Source organism: Acinetobacter proteolyticus (genome assembly GCF_000367945.1).
Lineage (GTDB): Bacteria > Pseudomonadota > Gammaproteobacteria > Pseudomonadales > Moraxellaceae > Acinetobacter > Acinetobacter proteolyticus.
In genome coordinates, this window is record NZ_KB849179.1 from 1,561,156 (window position 1) to 1,579,644 (window position 18,489).

Here is an 18,489-nt window from a genome sequence, read left to right on the forward strand (position 1 = left end):
GGGACTTTTTTATTCTGAACAGGTATATTCTTAGATACGGAAAAAGGGAAATAACTTTATAATGAATATTTTAGTTTTGGGTAGCGGTGGCCGTGAACATGCACTTGCATGGAAAATCGCACAAGATGCAAAAGTTACTCAGGTTTTTGTGGCGCCAGGTAATGCTGGCACCGCAACTGAAGACAAATGTAAGAATGTTGAAATCGATATTTTAGACAATCCAGCGATTATTGCTTTTGCCAAAGAAAATGATGTGGCATTGGTCATCGTTGGTCCTGAAGCACCTTTAGTGAATGGTGTGGTGGATGCAGCACGCGAAGCTGGTTTAAAAATCTGGGGGCCAACCCAATATGCAGCGCAGCTAGAAGGTTCAAAAGCATTTGCGAAACACTTCTTAAAACGTCATAACATTCCAACCGCTTTTTATGATGTATTTACTGAAGTTGATGCAGCTAAGGCCTACGTTGAACAAAATGGTGCACCTATCGTCATCAAGGCAGATGGCCTTGCTGCGGGTAAAGGCGTGATCGTAGCCATGACCAACGAAGAGGCTTTTGCTGCAATCGACGATATGCTCGCAGGCAACAAATTTGGCGATGCAGGTTCACGTGTAGTGATTGAACAGTTCCTTGCGGGTGAAGAAGCTAGCTTTATTTGTATGATCGACGGCAACAACATCTTGCCAATGGCCACCTCACAAGACCATAAACGTATCTTTGAAGGTGATCAAGGTCCAAACACGGGTGGTATGGGGGCTTATTCTCCAGCACCCGTAGTAACCGCAGAAGTATTTGAACGTGTCATGAACGAAGTGATGCGCCCTACCGTTGACGGTATGGCAGCAGATGGTCATGTTTATACTGGCTTCTTATATGCTGGCTTAATGATTGATGAACAAGGTCAACCCCGTGTGATCGAATTCAACTGTCGTTTTGGTGACCCTGAAACCCAACCGATTATGATGCGTTTAAAATCGTCTTTGGTTGAATTAGTTGAAGCAGGTATTGCAGGTAATTTACCAAGCGAAGCTGAATGGGATGAGCGTAAATCGATTGGTATCGTGCTTGCCGCTGGTGGTTATCCAGAAACGGTTCGCAAAGGCGATGTAATTTCAGGTCTTGGTCAATCTCCAGAAGACACCAAGATTTTCCATGCAGGTACTGCAATGAGCGCAGATGGTCATGTCATTACTGCGGGTGGTCGCGTACTGTGTGTGACAGCACTGGGGGATACTGTCCTTGAAGCGCAAATCAATGCCTTAGAAGTTTGCGGCCAAGTGACTTTTACAGGTATGCAATACCGTAGCGACATCGGTTACCGCGCCATTGCACGTGAAAAAGCGGAATAAGCCACTTCAAGCCAAAAAGCCTTCTTCGGAAGGCTTTTTTATTCCTGAAATAGCATAAACTCAACTTCTATATTCATTATTTAAATATAAACTTCAGAAAAATATATATTTATTATTTAATTGATTCATCTTTTTAAGTATTTTAGAAAATTCATAAAACTATCATCCATTTATATTTACTTAGCACATAATTTTCTTCAAATAATCAGTCTCTTATACACAATGGTACAATTCTCCCCTCTATAACCCATACTCAATTATTGATATGATTGCCACAATTTTAGATGTTGTTTTTATGTTAACTCCATATTCTTTTTCATTATTTTCAAATGATTAGAATATTTAACCTAACAAAACGAATTGCAGCTAAATCCAAATTTGATTAGAAAATAGGGTGTGTTATTCATTTTTTTCATTTCTGAGATACAGAATGGGCACATGAATATTCATTCATTTTTCTAATGTTGTGGAAAGGACTCTAGTTCAAACTTCAAGAATAATTGACATGATGATTTGAGGCCGATGCCAATTTACAACATACAAACCTATTGCAATCATTAATGCTAGAGAAATGCTGATTTTCTCGACATTATTCCGTTTAGGATTTATACATGAAAAAGCTAATTAGTCTTTTTTTAAGTGTATCGGTGTTATTACTTGCCGCGTGCAGTAAACAACCAGATACCGCATCGACCGAACAAAAAGGTGATGCTGCTGCATTACAAACTGTTGTAATCGCTTCTACGGGTTCAGATGCTGACATCTGGCGTTATATCGCAACTTTACCTGAAACTAAAGCTGCTGGACTTAAACTCGAAATTAAAAACTTCACAGATTATGTGGCAATGAATACTGCTGCAGCAAACAAAGAAGTCGATTTAAATGCATTCCAATCTTATGCTTACCTCGTTGCCTTTAATGCTGCAAATAAAGACAAGATTGCACCTGTTTCAACGACTTATTTAGAGCCAATGGGGATCTACTCAAGTAAAGTGAAAAAGGTTGAAGAGTTTGCTGAAGGTGCAACCATTGCCATTCCAAATGATGGTGCAAACGAATCACGTGCATTATTACTTTTACAAAGTGCTGGCTTGATCAAGTTAAAAGCTGACTTCGATCCAGTGAAAGGTACACCAGCTGACATTATCGAAAACAGCAAGAAAATCGTAATCAAGCCGATTCAAATGGCAACAGCAGTTCGTGTTAAAGACGAAGTTGATGCGATTTTATTAGGTAATACGCTTGCGATGGAAGGCGGTTTAAACGTACTTAAAGATGCAGTTTTCTATGAGCCTATCGACCAAAGTACCAAGTTAAATGTAAACGTTTTGGCAACTGCGGAATCTCGTAAAGATGATCCTGTGTTACAAAAGGTTGGCGCGCTTTATCATACTGAAGCTGTGAAGCAGTATGTGCAAGAACACTTTGCAGGTACTAAAGTTGACGTAAACAAACCAACGAGCTACCTCACTGAAGCAAATTCGTAATATAATACCCTCAAATAAAACAGGCAAAGTGATTTTGCCTGTTTTTTCTTTTCTGCCATAGTACTGACGAACATGATCCAATTTAAAAACATTTCGAAACACTATCAGTTGAAAGGTCAAACGATCAATGCGTTGGATCAGATCAATTTAGAGATCCCTGACGGTAGTATCTTTGGCATTATCGGCTATAGTGGTGCAGGTAAAAGTACGCTTATCCGTTTGATTAATTTGCTTGAGCGTCCAACTCAAGGGCAAGTTATCATTCATCAAAAAGACTTTACCGCAATGGATGCACGGACACTTCGTCAAGAACGTGCAAATATCGGCATGATCTTTCAGCATTTCAATTTGCTTCAAACCAAAACAGTGTCTGAAAATATTGAAATGCCACTTAAGCTCTTAGGTCATAGCAAAGCTGAACGTGAAAAACGTCTAGTTGAACTCTTAGATTTTATTGATCTCAAACATAAAAAAGATGCCTACCCTGACGAACTTTCAGGCGGGCAAAAACAACGTGTCGGGATTGCTCGTGCACTGGCAAATCATCCAAAAATCTTACTCTGCGATGAAGCCACCTCAGCACTTGATCCACAAACCACCAAATCGGTTTTGGCTTTATTAAAAAAGATTAACAAAGAACAAAATATCACCATTGTGATGGTGACGCATGAAATGGATGTGATTGAATCCGTTTGTGATTATGTCGCGGTGATGGAAGCCGGTCATGTGATTGAAACTGGTCCAACCTTGGATATTTTCAGCCAACCGCAACATCCAACCACAAAAACCTTTATTCAAACGGTTTTGCAGCAGCAATTACCTGTCAATATTTTGAGCAATCTTGAACACCAGCATCACAATAGTATCTATAGCCTGCAGTTCCTAGGCACCTCTGCACAGGAAACCGTGATTCAGGCTGCGATTAAACAGTTTGATGTTAGTTTAAATATCCTATTTGCCAACATGACCGAGATTAATGGTACCGTAATCGGACAAATGTTTATTCAACTGCTGGGCGACCCCCTTATTATCCAAGAAACCGTAAAGTTCCTTGAGCTTCAAGGTGTGAAAGTTGAACAGTCTGGAGTGGTTAGCCAATGAGAGATTTAATTGTACAATGGCTGACTCAAGTCACCGCTCCGTTTTGGCATAGCTCGCTTTCAATTGACCAGTTTGTTACAGCGCTACAAGAAACCTTTCAAATGGTGTTCTTCTCTTTGCTGTTTGGCTGCATTTGGGGCTTAATTCAGGGTATTACCCTAGTCGTAACCCGCACTGGCGGTATCTTACAAAATCGTGCGATTTATTACTTCCTCAATCCGATTGTGAATGCCCTGCGTTCCCTACCCTTCATTATCCTATTGATCGCTGTCATTCCACTGACCAAAATGTTAGTTGGGACATCAATCGGGACTTGGGCAGCGATTGTGCCTTTAACCATTTATGTCGGTCCGTATTTAGGTCGCTTAATTGAAACTTCGTTACTTGAAGTGAATGAAGGCATTGTCGAATCTGCTCAAGCAATGGGTGCATCCCCTTGGCAAATTATCTTTAAGTTTATTATCCCTGAAGCACGTAGCTCTTTGATTCTAAATTTAACCACGGGTACGATCTCGCTCATCGGTGCGACAGCGATGGCGGGTGCTGTAGGTGCAGGCGGTATTGGTGACTTGGCGATTTCTTATGGTTACCAACGTTTTGACACCAGTGTGGTGATTTTAACCGTGATTGTTTTATTGCTACTGGTACAAATGGTACAAATGCTTGGAGATTGGTTGGCTAAATTACGCTAATCAACTGCTTCATAAAAAAACGCTCAATTGAGCGTTTTTTTATGTCTTGCTCTTTTACTAGGGAAAATAGATTTCATTCGCCGCCTTAAAAGTATTCACATGCAAAGGCACCAAATCATCTAGTGCTTGATACCCACCGGCCAGCACAAACAACATCGGGATTTTCATTTTCTTGGCCATCTCAAAAACAATGCGGTCACGCTCAAACAGCAACTCAGTGCTAAACCATTTCGAGCCATATTTATCATGCTGATGGCAGTCCATCCCCGCCTGATAAATAATAAGATCTGCTTCCCAACGCGAAGCATACTGAAAGGCCTCAAACAGCGCCTCACGGTATAATTCAAAATTACCTTGTTTGGGGTGGACATAACGCGTCAAACTGCGTTCACTGGCCTTACAGCCAAAACGAATGCCAAAAATACCGAAATTCAGCAAATTAGTCATGCGATTGGTGAAAATCGCAGTCCCATCACCGCCATGCTGATCACAATCTAAAACGAAGATACGTTTTTCTGGATATTGCTTTGCCACCAGTGCCAAGCCATTGAACGTGCAATAAGCTGCACCTGACTCATAACTGGCGTGATGAAACCCCTGAGCAATATTGGCAGCAATACCTTCTTTAAATGCAATCTCCGCACCGACCAATTGCCCTGCCTGTACTGCCAGAATTGCATCACGAAGCTGTTCATTCCACGGCTTAAAGCCTTGTATAGTGGCAAATGCGGACTGCCCTGATAAGAATGCCTCAACATACTGTGGATGATGCAATTTCTTTAACAGCTCAACATCTATGCTGCCGGGATCGATCAGTTCAACCATTTGTTGGGCACGTAACACATCAGCGACAGCGGTGAGTTTTTCCATGCTATTGGTATGTGTTTGCGCATAATAGCGTGATGAGTAACAGGCTTTTAGCATGGATGTCCTACATAAATTTGATCTTGGGCAATCTCCATGAGTTGACTTAATTCAGTGCTATCAGGCCGAAACAGTCCATTATCCACCTGCTGTTTAAAATGATAGCCAAAAGCACGTGCACGATTTTCAGGTGACACGGCCAACGTGGTTAGACGTAAAAACCAAAAACCACTCATGGCTGCTATCGGAATCACATAGCCCTTATATTGTTTATTGTTATGTTTAGTCAGTTGTTCAATGTCATAGCTGGCTGAAAATAAACTACCCGCAGGTAGCCGTACCCCATTCATCATTAAAGGCACCAAACTGATACAGGAATGATTATCCCCCATATTTAGTTTTTCCATCATGATGGGTTGTTGCTGCGCATCGACAAAAATATTGATTTCACCCTGTCTAAGTAAACGATGGTGCGCAATACGCAAGAAGAATTTCTCGGCCATTGGGCAGGAACCGACTTTAGGCTTTTCATCTAAAGAATGGCAATCAATCATGCCTAGCGCTTGCGCATTCTGAGGCAAAAGAATATCGGTCAATAATTGGCAAATCAGTTTGCTTTCTTCGAGTTGGGCGTATTGATGAATGTTTCTGAGTTTGGTTTGAAAATCGACTTCCTGCTGTAAACTCTGCGCAAAGCTTTCTTGTGGATTTAAACGCTGTAAACACTGCTGAACCTCAGTATTAATATCCAGATTGCGCCATGTCTCTAGCATCAGTCCATAGGAGGAAGCTTGATTGAGAATATTCCTCAATGCCTTAGTATCGTAATCTTCAAAAATTCGAAAATCCTGTAATCCGATAAAATCACGTGCTTGAGAAACAAACTCAGCAATCACCCGAGTGGCTTGGGTATAGCCACAACCACGTCGCTCTGTTTGATGGCTAAAATGTTCATTCAACATTTCTGTGAGTTTAGTAGAGAGCGGCGATAAATATTTTTTAAAAATAACCACCACTTCATGGTCGACCATCTCAGACATGCTTCCCTCTCTTGTTATACTGATTTACTAGTTTTCATCCATCGCAAGTGATCTGTATTGCGCTTATCCGATCTAATCATTGATATTATTTAGCTGTAATTAAGTATTTTTATACGACTAAAGATGAATGTAAATCATTAACTTATAAAAACTTTTAATTCATCTTCATCGAAAATACGACACTTGTCAACGATAAAGATATCGACTGAACCACGCTGTCAAAATATGCCCTAAAAAGTCATTAAGCTGTGCTCCAAATCATCACTATTTTTGCACTGAACTGCATTTGCACTTACACTAGAAGCAGGCACTCAATCTGAGTACCCTATTCGCAATAACCATACACCACAACGCTTTAGGATTCGGCTATGCATTATAAAATTCATGCCATTGACGTAAAAAATGCCTTAAAAAACTATATTTGGTTATTGGAAGATACACATACACAAGAAGTTGTTGCGATCGATCCAACTGAAGCCGATTTAGTCATTGATTTTTGCCAACAACATCAACTTCAACTGAAGCAAATTTGGTTGACGCATTGGCACAAAGACCATACTGGAGGGGTCGAAGGTTTACTCGCTGATCAAAATATTATGGTCTACGGTCCACGTGATGAATTGAGTAAGATTTCACTGATCTCCAACCCTTTGCAAAATGACGATCATTTTTATTTTAATGACCTAAAAGTTGAAATTATTGCGACCCCTGGGCATACCCTTGGTCATATTACTTATTTCATTGAAAAACTCGAAACATTGTTTAGCGGTGATACCTTGTTTGCAATGGGCTGTGGCCGCTTATTTGAAGGCACTGCCGAGCAAATGTACCACTCTTTAAATCGACTGGCCGCCCTGCCCATTCAAACTAAAGTCTACTGTACGCATGAATACACCCTTGCCAACGCAGAATTTGCCCTCACTGTCGAACCCAACAATGTGGCATTACAACAACGGATGGAACAGGTCAAAGCCTTAAGAGCAGCAGATCAAATCACACTGCCAAGCACCATTGAATTAGAACTCGCAACCAATCCCTTTTTACGCACCGAAAGTGCAGAAGAGTTTGCGCGTATTCGAAGTTTGAAAGATCAGTTCTAAATAAATGCGCTAAATTTAAACGATTCATTTTCCACTTTTTGTTAAAAGTGGAAAATGAAATTATTTTTTACATTTGTCCTGCGTGATTTTTTAAAAAACCAAGCTTAATTTTTTTAAAAATAAAAATAAATAATTAAATAAAATCAATGAAATAATTATCAACCAGATAAATTTCCCTCTATAAAAATTACGCTAAATTTACATTACTTACACGTGGAAAAATAAATCTAAGCAATCCCCCTTTAAAAAATTTTCACCGACCCTTATTAATATTTACATGTTCACAAGGAGATCTGTCATGAAAAACAGAGTTGTTAAAGCAAAAAACGTATTGGCTTTCCGTATTTGGTTAGAAAAATTAGGCTATTCAGTTAAAAATCTGACAGATAACCGTGGTTTTACATTCAGTTTTAAAAAAGAATATGGTCTAGTCACATGTGACTTATCTGGTAATGCTTTAGCAATGCAGCTTGGCGAAGAATTCGAAGATCATTTAAAAGCATAATGACAAATTTTCTGATCGTTCAGGGTTTCAAAGGGATTTGGAATCCTGATTGCTAAGAATCAATATTTAAAGATTTTTCCCCTCTATTTAATCCTTCATTTTCTAACCATTTCATACAAAATATTATTGGAACCAACGCAATTTCCAAGTATCATTATGCCCAGTCGAGGGATGCTGCGACAATTGATCGGCACTAAAGATCAATTTGCCAGGCTCGACGATCGGTTAGACACTCGTTTTAACCAACAACGGCATCCGCGAACAGAATGATCCATACTATTTTTTCTAGGAGATCCTGATGAACGCGGTGAATGCTTCATTTACAGATTACAAAGTTGCTGATATTTCCCTTGCTGACTACGGTCGTAAAGAGATCAAACTTGCTGAAGCAGAAATGCCAGCTTTGATCGGCTTACGTAAGCGTTATTCAGCAGCTAAACCTCTTGCTGGCGCAAAAATTTTGGGTTGTATCCACATGACAATCCAAACCGCTGTTCTTATTGAAACATTGGTTGAGCTTGGTGCAGAAGTGCGTTGGACTTCTTGCAATATCTTCTCTACTCAAGACCATGCTGCTGCTGCCATTGCTGCAAGCGGTGTTCCTGTGTTCGCTTGGAAAGGCGAAACTGAAGAAGAATATGTGTGGTGCTTAGAACAACAGATCAATGTGAATGGCCAGCCTTGGGACGCCAACATGATCTTGGATGATGGCGGTGACTTAACTGCACTTGTTCATGACAAATACCCTGCACTTTTAGAACGTATCCACGGCATTACAGAAGAAACCACTACAGGTGTACAACGTCTGTTGGAAATGTGGAAAGACGGTTCGCTTAAAGTACCTGCAATCAATGTCAACGATTCGATCACTAAATCGAAGAATGACAACAAATACGGTTGCCGCCATTCATTAAATGATGCCATCAAACGTGCAACTGACATGTTACTTTCTGGCCGTCGTGCACTAGTAATTGGTTATGGCGATGTTGGTAAAGGTTCTGCGCAATCTTTACGTCAAGAAGGCATGATCGTTCGTGTAACTGAAGTTGATCCAATCTGTGCAATGCAAGCATGTATGGATGGATACGAAGTTGTATCTCCATATAAAAATGGCGTACAAACTGGCAAAAAAGATGATATTAACCAAGACTTATTGGGCAATACTGATCTTGTTGTCACCACTACGGGTAACTACCACGTATGTGATTCTGCAATGTTAGATAGCTTAAAAGCGGGTGCTGTAGTGTGTAACATCGGTCACTTTGATACAGAGATTGACACTGCATACTTACGTGGTTACAAGTGGGTTGAAGTGAAGCCACAAGTCCACCAAGTGTATCGTTCAGAAGACGAAAACAACTACTTGATCCTTCTTTCTGAAGGTCGTTTAGTGAATTTGGGTAATGCAACAGGCCACCCATCACGTGTGATGGACGGTTCTTTCGCTAACCAAGTGTTAGGTCAAATGCATTTATTTGCTGAGAAATTTGCTGACCTACCTGCTGAGCAAAAACAAGCAGCGATTCGTGTCGAAGTTCTTCCTAAGAAATTAGATGAAGAAGTGGCTGCTGCAATGGTCCTTGGCTTTGGCGGTGTGTTAACACAATTAACGCAAGTACAAGCAGATTACCTTGGCGTTCCTGTAGAAGGTCCGTTCAAATCTGACGCTTATAAATACTAAGAAAATCAGGGCAGACGTTTTACGGACTGCCCTTTTTTCTAAAATTTCCAAGCGATTTTAAAAAGGATTTGAAATGACGAAGCGTGTTCCTATTTCTTTTGAATTTTTCCCACCAAAAACTGATGCGGGCGCGGAAAAATTAAAAACTGTTCATCAAGAATTACAGCTGTTAAATCCAGAGTTTTTCTCGATTACCTATGGTGCGGGTGGTTCAACTCGCGAGCGGACGTTAGCTGCGATTAATGACTTTAACGGCAAAGGTACACCAGTGGCGCCTCACCTCTCTTGTATTGGTGATGACAAAGCACGTATTGCTGAGCTCTTAGATTTATATAAATCTCAAGGGATTGATCGTATTGTCGCTTTACGTGGTGACTTACCATCAGGTCAGGTCGGTCTGGGTGAACTCCCTTATGCCCAAGACTTAGTCCGCTTTATTCGTGAGCATTCAGGCGATCATTTCCACATTGAAGTGGCAGCCTATCCTGAAATGCACCCTCAAGCAGACACTTTTGATGGTGACATTCAACGTTTTGTCGAAAAAGTAAATGCGGGTGCCAATGCTGGTATTACTCAGTTTTTCTTCAATCCAGATGCTTATTTCTATTTTATCGAGCGTATTGCCAAAGCTGGCGTGAATATTCCCGTCGCGCCAGGTATTATGCCGATTACCAATGCAAGCAACCTGATCCGCTTTGCGGATGGTACTGGTGCAGAAATTCCACGTTGGATTCGTAAGCAACTGGCAGCTTATGGTGATGACAGTGCAAGCATCAAAGCATTTGGTCATGAAGTGATTGTAAAACTTTGCGAACGCTTAATTGCGGGTGGCGCACCCACCCTCCATTTTTACTCAATGAACCAAACAGAACCAACTCGACAATTGGTTGTCGATCTTGGTTTAAACTAATTTGTACGAGCACGACCCAAGCATGAATCGTTTTTATATCGAAACTGAATTAAACACTGGCCATACCATTGAATTAACTGAATCGGTATTTCACCATTGGGTCCGTGTACTCCGTGCAAAAGAGCAAGAACAAGCCATCTTTTTCAATGGAAAAGGTGGCGAATATATCGTTACTCTGAATGAAATCAATAAGAAAAATGCCTTTGTTTCTGTCGATCAATTTGATCCAGCGGATCGTACTGCACCATTCAAGGTAGTGTTGGGTCAGGTGATGAGTAAAGGTGATCGTATGGATTATGCGATTCAAAAAGCCACTGAACTAGGTGTTACCACCATTCAATTATTGACCAGTGAACGCTGTGAAATGCGTTTAAAGTATGATCGTGATCAGAAAAAAATAGATCACTGGCAATCTGTGGCAATAGCCGCCTGTGAACAATGTGGCATGAACCGTGTTCCGCAAATTTTAGCCCCAATTGCTTTGGCTGACTGGCTCAGCACAGACTTGCCAGCATCACGTTTTGTACTAGCACCCAATAAAGACCAAGCTAACGTATTGCTCAATAGTCCCCCTGATCTCGCTTTATTGATTGGCCCAGAAGGTGGTTTGAGTGAAGCTGAGATTCGCTTGGCCAATCAGTATCAGTTCAAAAACTGGTGTATTGGAGATCGGGTTTTAAGAACTGAAACCGCCCCTGTGGTGGCTCTATCTATTTTGAATTATCACTTTTCATTGAGCTAAGCGTTTGGCATTGCTTTCTGCGATGTTTAGCGCTAAGTTAAAATAAGCTCCGTCTGTTTACAAAAAAACAAAGACTGTGAATATAGATAAAAAATGAAAAGGATTATTCTTTCTATGTTAGGGGTTCAGGACAAAAATTTGCCACAGTTTATCTATACAGACCAAATCGATTATCCAAACCATGTACGTTTATTCGTCTTAAGCGTGTTTTGTATTTGTCTGTTAGATTATGCCCTGTTTGGTATTTTTTATTCGTTTGACGCCAACATTTTCACAACTTGGATGGGAATTACCCTCATTCTTTTGTTTAGCTTTAGTTGTATTTGTCATTTTTTATTAAAACGCTATTCTTCAGTTCGCTATAGCAACCAGACCAATATCATCTTCCAACTAATCTGTTTCTTTACTGGTTTACTGATTGGAGTCAATACCATTGTCATCAATCATTATTTGGCAGTCGATATTCCTCATTTGATTGGGTCTCATGTTTTAACCTTAACTGCATTATTACTCACCGCCTCTCATATCATTGCACTCACCTTCTTGACCCAGCATATTCGCTACTTTTTCTTATTTTTTATCCCAAGTATCGCACCATTAATCATCTCGCAGCTTTTGCATCGGGACCACGACCATACTCTATTCTATCTGGCATATTACTCCTCATTTTTTGCCACCGTACTCTGCGCGCAAGTGACCTATAAAATTCATAAACGCTTGGCCTTGGTACTGGATAAAAATAAACAGTTGATTGACGTGGCTGAGCAGCACAACCAATGGACTGAAGAACTGTGTCAACAGTTACAACGCGAAGTGAATAAATCCAAGGATATTGAAGCCCAACTGCAATTCAATAACCACCTGTTGGAACAAAAAGTTCGTGAACGGACATTTGATCTGACACAAATGAATGAAAGCTTAGAAGAGCATCGCCAGAACTTAAGCTTTGCCCATGAAACTGCGGGGATTCGCCCTTGGGATTGGAACCTAGAAAACCATACCGTTGGGGTCACGAATGCACATAGTCAGGCCGTTACCCGTCATTCTGAAAATCACTACACCTTACTGCATAAAATTATTCACCCAGATGATATCGAGCGGGTAAAAAATACCTTATACAATCATTTATGCGGTCAAACCAAACGTTATGAAGAAACCTTCAGGATTAAGCGCCCGAATGGCGAATGGACCTGGATTCACGATGTTGGACAAGTGATTTTAAGAGATCCCAAAGATGATACCCCATTGCGAATGGTCGGTATTCATCGTGATATTAATCAAGAAAAGAAAGATCAGGAACGTTTAAAACTTGCTGCCAGCGTATTTGAGCAAGCCTCAGAAGGTATTTTTATTTTAGATGAAAACTTTAACTATGTTGAAGTGAATCCTAAATACGAACAACTGACAGGGATAGATAAACAAGCCATTATCAATAAACAGTTATTTGAAATTACCAAACAAAATAAGCAGCACCATCATAATTTTCATCTATCGATCCTTGATACATTACGTGAAGAACAGGAATATGAAGGTGAGTTTCAAGAAACCTATAGTTCTGATAAGTCATGTTTCTTGTGGATTCACATCAATGCAGTGAAAGATGAACAAGAGCGTGTCATCAATTATATCGGTATTGTTTCAGATCAGACTGAACGTAAGCATCAAGAACAACGCCTATCTTATCTGACCAATTACGATACGCTCACCGATCTACCGAATCGTTTTTATTACCAACAGCAGTTGCACCAATATTTGGTCAATGAAGCTTCGATTCAGCATTTGGCCGTTATTCGTTTAAATATCGATCGCTTCCGTGCCTTAAATGAAATCATTAGCAATCAAGCTGGCAATGAGCTGCTCAAACAGGTGGCACAACGCTTACGTATCAGCAATATTGATGCGCTACTAGTCGCACATTTAAGTGCCGATGATTTTGCCATTATTTATGAAATTTCACCACTACATCCACCACTTCACCAGCTCTGTAACAATATTGTTGAGGCTTTTAGCAAACCCTTCTATCTTGCAGATCAAGAATACTTTGTCAGCATTTCAATTGGTGTTGCCATTTATCCAGAACATGGCCGCCAAGTCGATAATTTAAATACCCATGCAGAGCAGGCATTGACCGAAGCCAAACGCTTAGGTGGTAATACCATTCGCTACTATTCCAATGAAAGAGCCAATTTTGTAGCCAAATATACAGATCTGGAACTCGACCTGAGAAAAGCCATCCAAAATAACGAGTTGGTGGTTTATTATCAGCCAAAGATTAATGCACACAACCATCAAATTAATGGCTTTGAGGCTCTAATCCGTTGGAAGCATCCAAGCAAAGGCTTGATCATGCCAAGCATTTTCATTCCTTTGGCAGAAAGCACCAGTTTGATTTCGGATATTGGACAATTTGTTTTACATGAAGCAGCAAAACAACTGCAAACATGGCAACAACTTGGTTTTAGCAATATCAATATTGCAGTCAATATTGTGGCGCAGCAAATTTTGCGTGGTCAGTTGTTGCATGATATTGATGCCGTATTAAATACCTATGCGATTTCTGGTAAGAATCTTGAATTGGAAATTACTGAATCTGCCTTTATTGAAAACACCGACAGCGTCAAAACTGTTTTGAATGCTATTAAAGAACGTCAAATTTCAATTGCGTTGGATGACTTCGGTACAGGCTATTCATCACTCGCCTACCTCACCGAATATCCAATTGACATTTTGAAAATTGATCGCGCATTTATCTCAAAAATTGGTAATGCTAAACAAGATGCGATCGTTAATGCCATGATCGCCATGGGCAAAACCATTGGCCTAAAAGTTGTGGCCGAAGGGGTTGAAACCGAGCAGCAATATGAATATTTAAAACGACAAAATTGCGACATATTACAGGGTTATCTATTTTCACAACCACTGACTGCTGCCCATGCGACAGAATACCTACAAAAACAAATGCAGCAGTCAACCGCAAGATATTCCATTTAAACGTGAATTTTAACCTTTTTTGTTGTTTATTTATCACTGAATAGTAACTGTCAAGAAGCATGCAGTTCAGTGAAAATAAGCTTTTTTGACTGTGCGAAAGCATGAACTAGTGCTATATTCTTGTGCACTTATCTTAATATCGTAATTAGACAGCTATATGTCTGATTATTATCGGAACAAACGAGACTCAGATGGACGATCAATCTTTAAAACAAGCCGCTTTGTATTACCATGAATTTCCAACCCCAGGAAAAATCAGTGTGACACCTAGCAAGCAGCTCGTTAACCAACGAGATTTAGCGCTTGCCTACTCACCTGGTGTTGCTGCGCCATGTTTGGAAATCGAACGCGACCCTTCTACCGCTGCCAAATATACAGCGCGCGGTAATCTGGTTGCCGTCGTGAGTAATGGTACAGCCGTGCTTGGTTTGGGAAATATTGGTCCGCTCGCGTCTAAACCCGTAATGGAAGGTAAAGGCGTTCTATTCAAAAAGTTCGCTGGTGTTGATGTCTTTGATATTGAAATTGATGAAAATGATCCAGACAAAATCGTAGATATCGTTGCTGCATTAGAGCCGACGTTTGGTGGTATCAACTTAGAAGATATCAAAGCACCAGAATGTTTCTACATTGAAAAGAAACTTCGCGAACGCATGAAAATTCCTGTATTCCATGATGACCAACATGGGACCAGTATTATTGTCGGTTCAGCATTGCTCAATGCCTTACAACTGGTCAATAAAAAAATTGATGAAATCAAAATTGTAGCATCTGGTGCTGGTGCAGCCGCACTTTCGTGCCTAGACTTGCTTTGCGCTTTAGGTGTGAATAAAGCCAATATCGTTGTTGCCGACTCTCGCGGCCTGCTCACGACATCACGTGAAGGTTTAGATGAATCGAAAAAACGTTATGTACAAGATATTCAAGCAAAACAATTGCATGAAGTCATGGCTGGCGCAGATATGTTCCTCGGTCTTTCAGCGGCAGGCATCCTCACCAAAGAAATGGTGAAGGAAATGGCTGAAAATCCAATTATTTTTGCACTGGCAAACCCAGATCCTGAAATTCTACCTGAACATGCACATGAAGTACGTCCAGATGCAATCATGGCAACAGGTCGTTCAGACTATCCAAACCAAGTGAACAACGCACTTTGCTTCCCTTATATCTTCCGTGGTGCATTGGATGTAGGTGCAACCACGATTAATGAAGAAATGAAAATTGCCTGTGTACATGCAATTGCACGTATGGCACATGTTGAAGCAGATGCTGCAACTTATGGTGAAAAATCAGCTTCATTTGGTCGCGACTATTTGATCCCTCGCCCACTTGATCAACGTTTAATTTTGGAAATTGCACCTGCAGTTGCGAAAGCAGCGATGGACTCTGGTGTAGCAACACGTCCAATTGAAGACTTCTCTGCGTATCGTCAACGTCTTTCTGAGTTTGTTTATAACTCAGCATTCTTGATGAAGCCGATCTTCTCTCAAGCAAAAACTGATCCAAAGCGTATTGCTTATGCTGAAGGTGAAGATCAACGTGTATTACGTGCCGTTCAAATCGTAGTTGATGAAGGCTTGGCAAAACCAATTCTTGTTGGCCGTACTTCGGTTATTGAAGACAACATCAAAAAGTTGGGTTTACGTTTACAGCATGGCGTGAATATTGAAATCGTCGATCAGGAAAAGAATCCTCAATACGAAGATTTCTCTAAAGAATATCATCAAATCATGCAACGTAAGGGTGTAACGGTCGAATATGCGCAACGCGAAGCACGCCGTCGTTCTACTTTAATCGCAGCGATGCTGGTTAAATTTGGCAAAGCCGATGGTATGTTGTGTGGTACTTACTCAAGCTACGACATTCATTTAGATTTCGTGAAAAATGTCATTGGTCTTAAAGAAGGTCGCAGCACATTCTTTACGTTGAATGCCTTAATGCTTGAAGATCGCAATTTATTTATTGCAGACACCTATGTAAACACCAACCCAACGGCTGCACAACTTGCTGAAATGACCATTTTAGCAGCTGAAGAAGTTCGTCGTTTCGGTATTACACCACGTGTTGCCTTACTTTCTCATTCAAGTTTTGGTAGCGACCAGAATGACCCAAGCGCACAAAAAATGCGTGAAGTCTATCGTCTGCTTTCAGAGCAAGCACCTGAGTTAGAAGTTGAAGGTGAAATGCATGGTGATGCAGCATTAGATGAAAATATTCGTCATTTTGCATTCCCGAACTCACGTTTCAAAGGTTCGGCAAACTTGTTGATTATGCCTAACCTAGATTCAGCGAACATTTCATTTAACTTGTTAAAAGCAACGTCTGGTAATAATGTGACCATTGGTCCTATTTTATTAGGTGCTGCAAAACCTGTTCATATTCTTACACCTACAGCGACAACACGTCGTTTGGTGAATATGACCGCTTTAACAGTTGCCGAAATTCAACAAAGCCAAAACTAAGTTCACTTAAGCCTCGCTTTTCTTGAAAAGCTTCGCTTAACCCTTGAGAAAACCTCTATTCTGTAGCATGATTGTGTGAAGAATAGAGGTTTTTTCATGCAAGTTTATTTAGTAGGCGGTGCTGTCCGAGATCATTTACTGGGCCACCCCTATCACGAAAAAGATTATGTGGTGGTTGGAGCAACGCCCGAGCAATTACTCGCCGAAGGCTATCAACCTGTGGGAAAAGATTTCCCGGTATTTCTACATCCAACAACAAAAGAAGAATATGCACTTGCACGCACTGAACGTAAATCTGGCGTGGGTTATCATGGTTTCCAGTTTTTCACAGACACGACCGTTAAATTAGAAGAAGATCTGATTCGTCGTGATTTAACCATTAATGCCATGGCCATGGATGATGCAGGCACCGTATATGATCCTTATGGCGGTCAACGCGATTTAGAGCAGAGAATCCTGCGCCATGTATCTGATGCATTTACCGAAGATCCATTACGTGTTCTTCGAGTGGCTCGTTTTGCTGCCCGTTATGCAGCCTATGGCTTTAAAATTGCAGATGAAACGCTACAGTTAATGCAGGAGATTGCCGAATCAGGTGAACTTGATGCATTAACCCCTGAACGGGTCTGGAAAGAAACCTCACGCGCGTTGCTTGAAGATCATGCTGATGTCTATTTCCAAACCTTAAGAGATTGCAAGGCCTTAAAGATTCTATTTCCAGAAATCGATGCCCTCTTTGGTGTGCCACAACGCCCTGAATACCATCCTGAAATCGACTGCGGCATTCATACGTTGATGGCGCTTAAACAAGCCTGTTTAGCAGAATATGCACTTGATGTGCGTTTTGCTGTGCTTGTGCATGATCTTGGCAAGGCACTCACCCCTGTGGACGAACTGCCACGTCATATCATGCATGAAGAACGTGGTATACAGCCAGTAACCGATTTTTGTGATCGTTTAAAGGTTCCGACGCATTTAAAGAATTTGGCGCTGATCGTCTGCAAAGAGCATTTAAAATGCCATCAGATCATGAACCTGAAACCAGGAACACTATGGCGCTTATTACAACGTTTAGATGTGCTACGTCGCCCTGAGAAAGTCATTGCATTTGTACAAGCCTGTGAATGTGATGCTAAAGGTCGCCTAGGTTTGGAACATCGCCCTTATCCACAAGCGCAATACGTTTTAGATGCAATGGAAATCGTACGCAATATCCGTGCGCAGGATTTACCTGAACATATCACGGGTCCAGAGATTGGTGAAATGCTGATTCAGTATCGAATTGATGCCTTGGCGAAGTTTAAGGAAATGCACAATAACTGATTAATTTTCAAGTAAATTAAATCTTTTTTGTGCAATTTTCCTTATCCGAAGAGCAAAAAGATTATTAATCAAGCAAACGATTAATTTTATTTACTATTGTTGTTGACGCATTGGCTTTTCATGCCTAAAATGCGCATCAGATTCTCCAATAGCTCAGTCGGTAGAGCGACGGACTGTTAATCCGCAGGTCCCTGGTTCGAGCCCAGGTTGGAGAGCCAATCTACTATTCTCCCATAGCTCAGT

The 18,489-nt window shown here is 40.8% G+C and carries 14 protein-coding genes and 1 tRNA gene; 13 read left to right on the plus strand and 2 right to left on the minus strand.

Features of this window, described 5'->3' with window-relative positions:
* Positions 1-61 precede the first annotated feature (61 nt).
* The 4 genes from purD (at position 62) to F993_RS09455 (ending at position 4,628) form a co-directional block, all read left to right on the plus strand.
* Positions 62-1,348 (plus strand): phosphoribosylamine--glycine ligase, encoded by a 1,287-nt coding sequence (gene purD / locus F993_RS09470; protein ID WP_004654484.1) that lies wholly within the window; start codon positions 62-64, stop codon positions 1,346-1,348.
* A 611-nt stretch (positions 1,349-1,959) separates the two neighbouring features.
* The gene (locus F993_RS09465; protein WP_004654487.1) at positions 1,960-2,835 is read left to right on the plus strand and encodes a MetQ/NlpA family ABC transporter substrate-binding protein; all 876 of its coding nucleotides are present in this window, start codon (positions 1,960-1,962) and stop codon (positions 2,833-2,835) included.
* Between the two features lie 72 nt (positions 2,836-2,907).
* Positions 2,908-3,936: a methionine ABC transporter ATP-binding protein gene (locus F993_RS09460; protein ID WP_004654488.1), complete on the plus strand. Its 1,029-nt coding sequence runs from the start codon at positions 2,908-2,910 to the stop codon at positions 3,934-3,936.
* Positions 3,933-4,628, plus strand: coding sequence for a methionine ABC transporter permease (locus tag F993_RS09455; protein ID WP_004654491.1), 696 nt, complete (start codon positions 3,933-3,935; stop codon positions 4,626-4,628). The genes F993_RS09460 and F993_RS09455 overlap by 4 nt, the downstream gene beginning before the upstream one ends.
* A gap of 57 nt (positions 4,629-4,685) precedes the next feature.
* Here F993_RS09455 and F993_RS09450 read toward each other — a convergent pair whose 3' ends face one another.
* The gene (locus F993_RS09450; protein ID WP_004654493.1) at positions 4,686-5,552 is read right to left on the minus strand and encodes an arginase family protein; all 867 of its coding nucleotides are present in this window, start codon (positions 5,550-5,552) and stop codon (positions 4,686-4,688) included.
* On the minus strand, positions 5,546-6,532 hold the full coding sequence (locus F993_RS09445; protein ID WP_004654494.1) for a hypothetical protein: 987 nt from the start codon (positions 6,530-6,532) through the stop codon (positions 5,546-5,548). The genes F993_RS09450 and F993_RS09445 overlap by 7 nt, the downstream gene beginning before the upstream one ends.
* Before the next feature lie 368 nt (positions 6,533-6,900).
* On the opposite strand from F993_RS09445, the gene gloB reads away from it, so the two are divergent.
* From gloB to F993_RS09400, 9 genes are all read left to right on the plus strand, one after another.
* Positions 6,901-7,632, plus strand: coding sequence for a hydroxyacylglutathione hydrolase (gene gloB, locus F993_RS09440; protein ID WP_004654496.1), 732 nt, complete (start codon positions 6,901-6,903; stop codon positions 7,630-7,632).
* A 298-nt stretch (positions 7,633-7,930) separates the two neighbouring features.
* Positions 7,931-8,137, plus strand: coding sequence for a hypothetical protein (locus tag F993_RS09435; RefSeq protein ID WP_004654498.1), 207 nt, complete (start codon positions 7,931-7,933; stop codon positions 8,135-8,137).
* Between the two features lie 298 nt (positions 8,138-8,435).
* Positions 8,436-9,818: an adenosylhomocysteinase gene (gene ahcY, locus F993_RS09430; protein ID WP_004654500.1), complete on the plus strand. Its 1,383-nt coding sequence runs from the start codon at positions 8,436-8,438 to the stop codon at positions 9,816-9,818.
* A gap of 73 nt (positions 9,819-9,891) precedes the next feature.
* The gene (gene metF, locus F993_RS09425; RefSeq protein WP_004654502.1) at positions 9,892-10,728 is read left to right on the plus strand and encodes a methylenetetrahydrofolate reductase [NAD(P)H]; all 837 of its coding nucleotides are present in this window, start codon (positions 9,892-9,894) and stop codon (positions 10,726-10,728) included.
* A gap of 22 nt (positions 10,729-10,750) precedes the next feature.
* Positions 10,751-11,470, plus strand: a complete 720-nt coding sequence (locus F993_RS09420) for a 16S rRNA (uracil(1498)-N(3))-methyltransferase (protein WP_004654503.1) — start codon at positions 10,751-10,753, stop codon at positions 11,468-11,470.
* Positions 11,471-11,584: 114 nt separating this feature from the next.
* On the plus strand, positions 11,585-14,461 hold the full coding sequence (locus F993_RS09415) for a bifunctional diguanylate cyclase/phosphodiesterase (RefSeq protein WP_004654505.1): 2,877 nt from the start codon (positions 11,585-11,587) through the stop codon (positions 14,459-14,461).
* Between the two features lie 191 nt (positions 14,462-14,652).
* Positions 14,653-16,923, plus strand: coding sequence for an NADP-dependent malic enzyme (locus F993_RS09410; RefSeq protein ID WP_004654506.1), 2,271 nt, complete (start codon positions 14,653-14,655; stop codon positions 16,921-16,923).
* Between the two features lie 96 nt (positions 16,924-17,019).
* On the plus strand, positions 17,020-18,246 hold the full coding sequence (locus tag F993_RS09405) for a multifunctional CCA addition/repair protein (protein ID WP_004654508.1): 1,227 nt from the start codon (positions 17,020-17,022) through the stop codon (positions 18,244-18,246).
* Positions 18,247-18,388: 142 nt separating this feature from the next.
* Positions 18,389-18,464, plus strand: a tRNA-Asn gene (locus F993_RS09400).
* Positions 18,465-18,489 lie beyond the last annotated feature (25 nt).

Excerpts from the sequence above, each read along its gene's own strand:
- F993_RS09420 (WP_004654503.1), top strand. The coding sequence starts at position 10,751 with ATGAATCGTTTTTATATCGAAACTGAATTAAACACTGGCCATACCATT.
- F993_RS09445 (WP_004654494.1), bottom strand. The coding sequence starts at position 6,532 with ATGTCTGAGATGGTCGACCATGAAGTGGTGGTTATTTTTAAAAAATAT.
- F993_RS09435 (WP_004654498.1), top strand. The coding sequence starts at position 7,931 with ATGAAAAACAGAGTTGTTAAAGCAAAAAACGTATTGGCTTTCCGTATT.
- gloB (WP_004654496.1), top strand. The coding sequence starts at position 6,901 with ATGCATTATAAAATTCATGCCATTGACGTAAAAAATGCCTTAAAAAAC.
- purD (WP_004654484.1), top strand. The coding sequence starts at position 62 with ATGAATATTTTAGTTTTGGGTAGCGGTGGCCGTGAACATGCACTTGCA.
- metF (WP_004654502.1), top strand. The coding sequence starts at position 9,892 with ATGACGAAGCGTGTTCCTATTTCTTTTGAATTTTTCCCACCAAAAACT.
- F993_RS09405 (WP_004654508.1), top strand. The coding sequence starts at position 17,020 with ATGCAAGTTTATTTAGTAGGCGGTGCTGTCCGAGATCATTTACTGGGC.
- F993_RS09415 (WP_004654505.1), top strand. The coding sequence starts at position 11,585 with ATGTTAGGGGTTCAGGACAAAAATTTGCCACAGTTTATCTATACAGAC.
- F993_RS09410 (WP_004654506.1), top strand. The coding sequence starts at position 14,653 with ATGGACGATCAATCTTTAAAACAAGCCGCTTTGTATTACCATGAATTT.
- F993_RS09465 (WP_004654487.1), top strand. The coding sequence starts at position 1,960 with ATGAAAAAGCTAATTAGTCTTTTTTTAAGTGTATCGGTGTTATTACTT.
- ahcY (WP_004654500.1), top strand. The coding sequence starts at position 8,436 with ATGAACGCGGTGAATGCTTCATTTACAGATTACAAAGTTGCTGATATT.
- F993_RS09450 (WP_004654493.1), bottom strand. The coding sequence starts at position 5,552 with ATGCTAAAAGCCTGTTACTCATCACGCTATTATGCGCAAACACATACC.
- F993_RS09455 (WP_004654491.1), top strand. The coding sequence starts at position 3,933 with ATGAGAGATTTAATTGTACAATGGCTGACTCAAGTCACCGCTCCGTTT.
- F993_RS09460 (WP_004654488.1), top strand. The coding sequence starts at position 2,908 with ATGATCCAATTTAAAAACATTTCGAAACACTATCAGTTGAAAGGTCAA.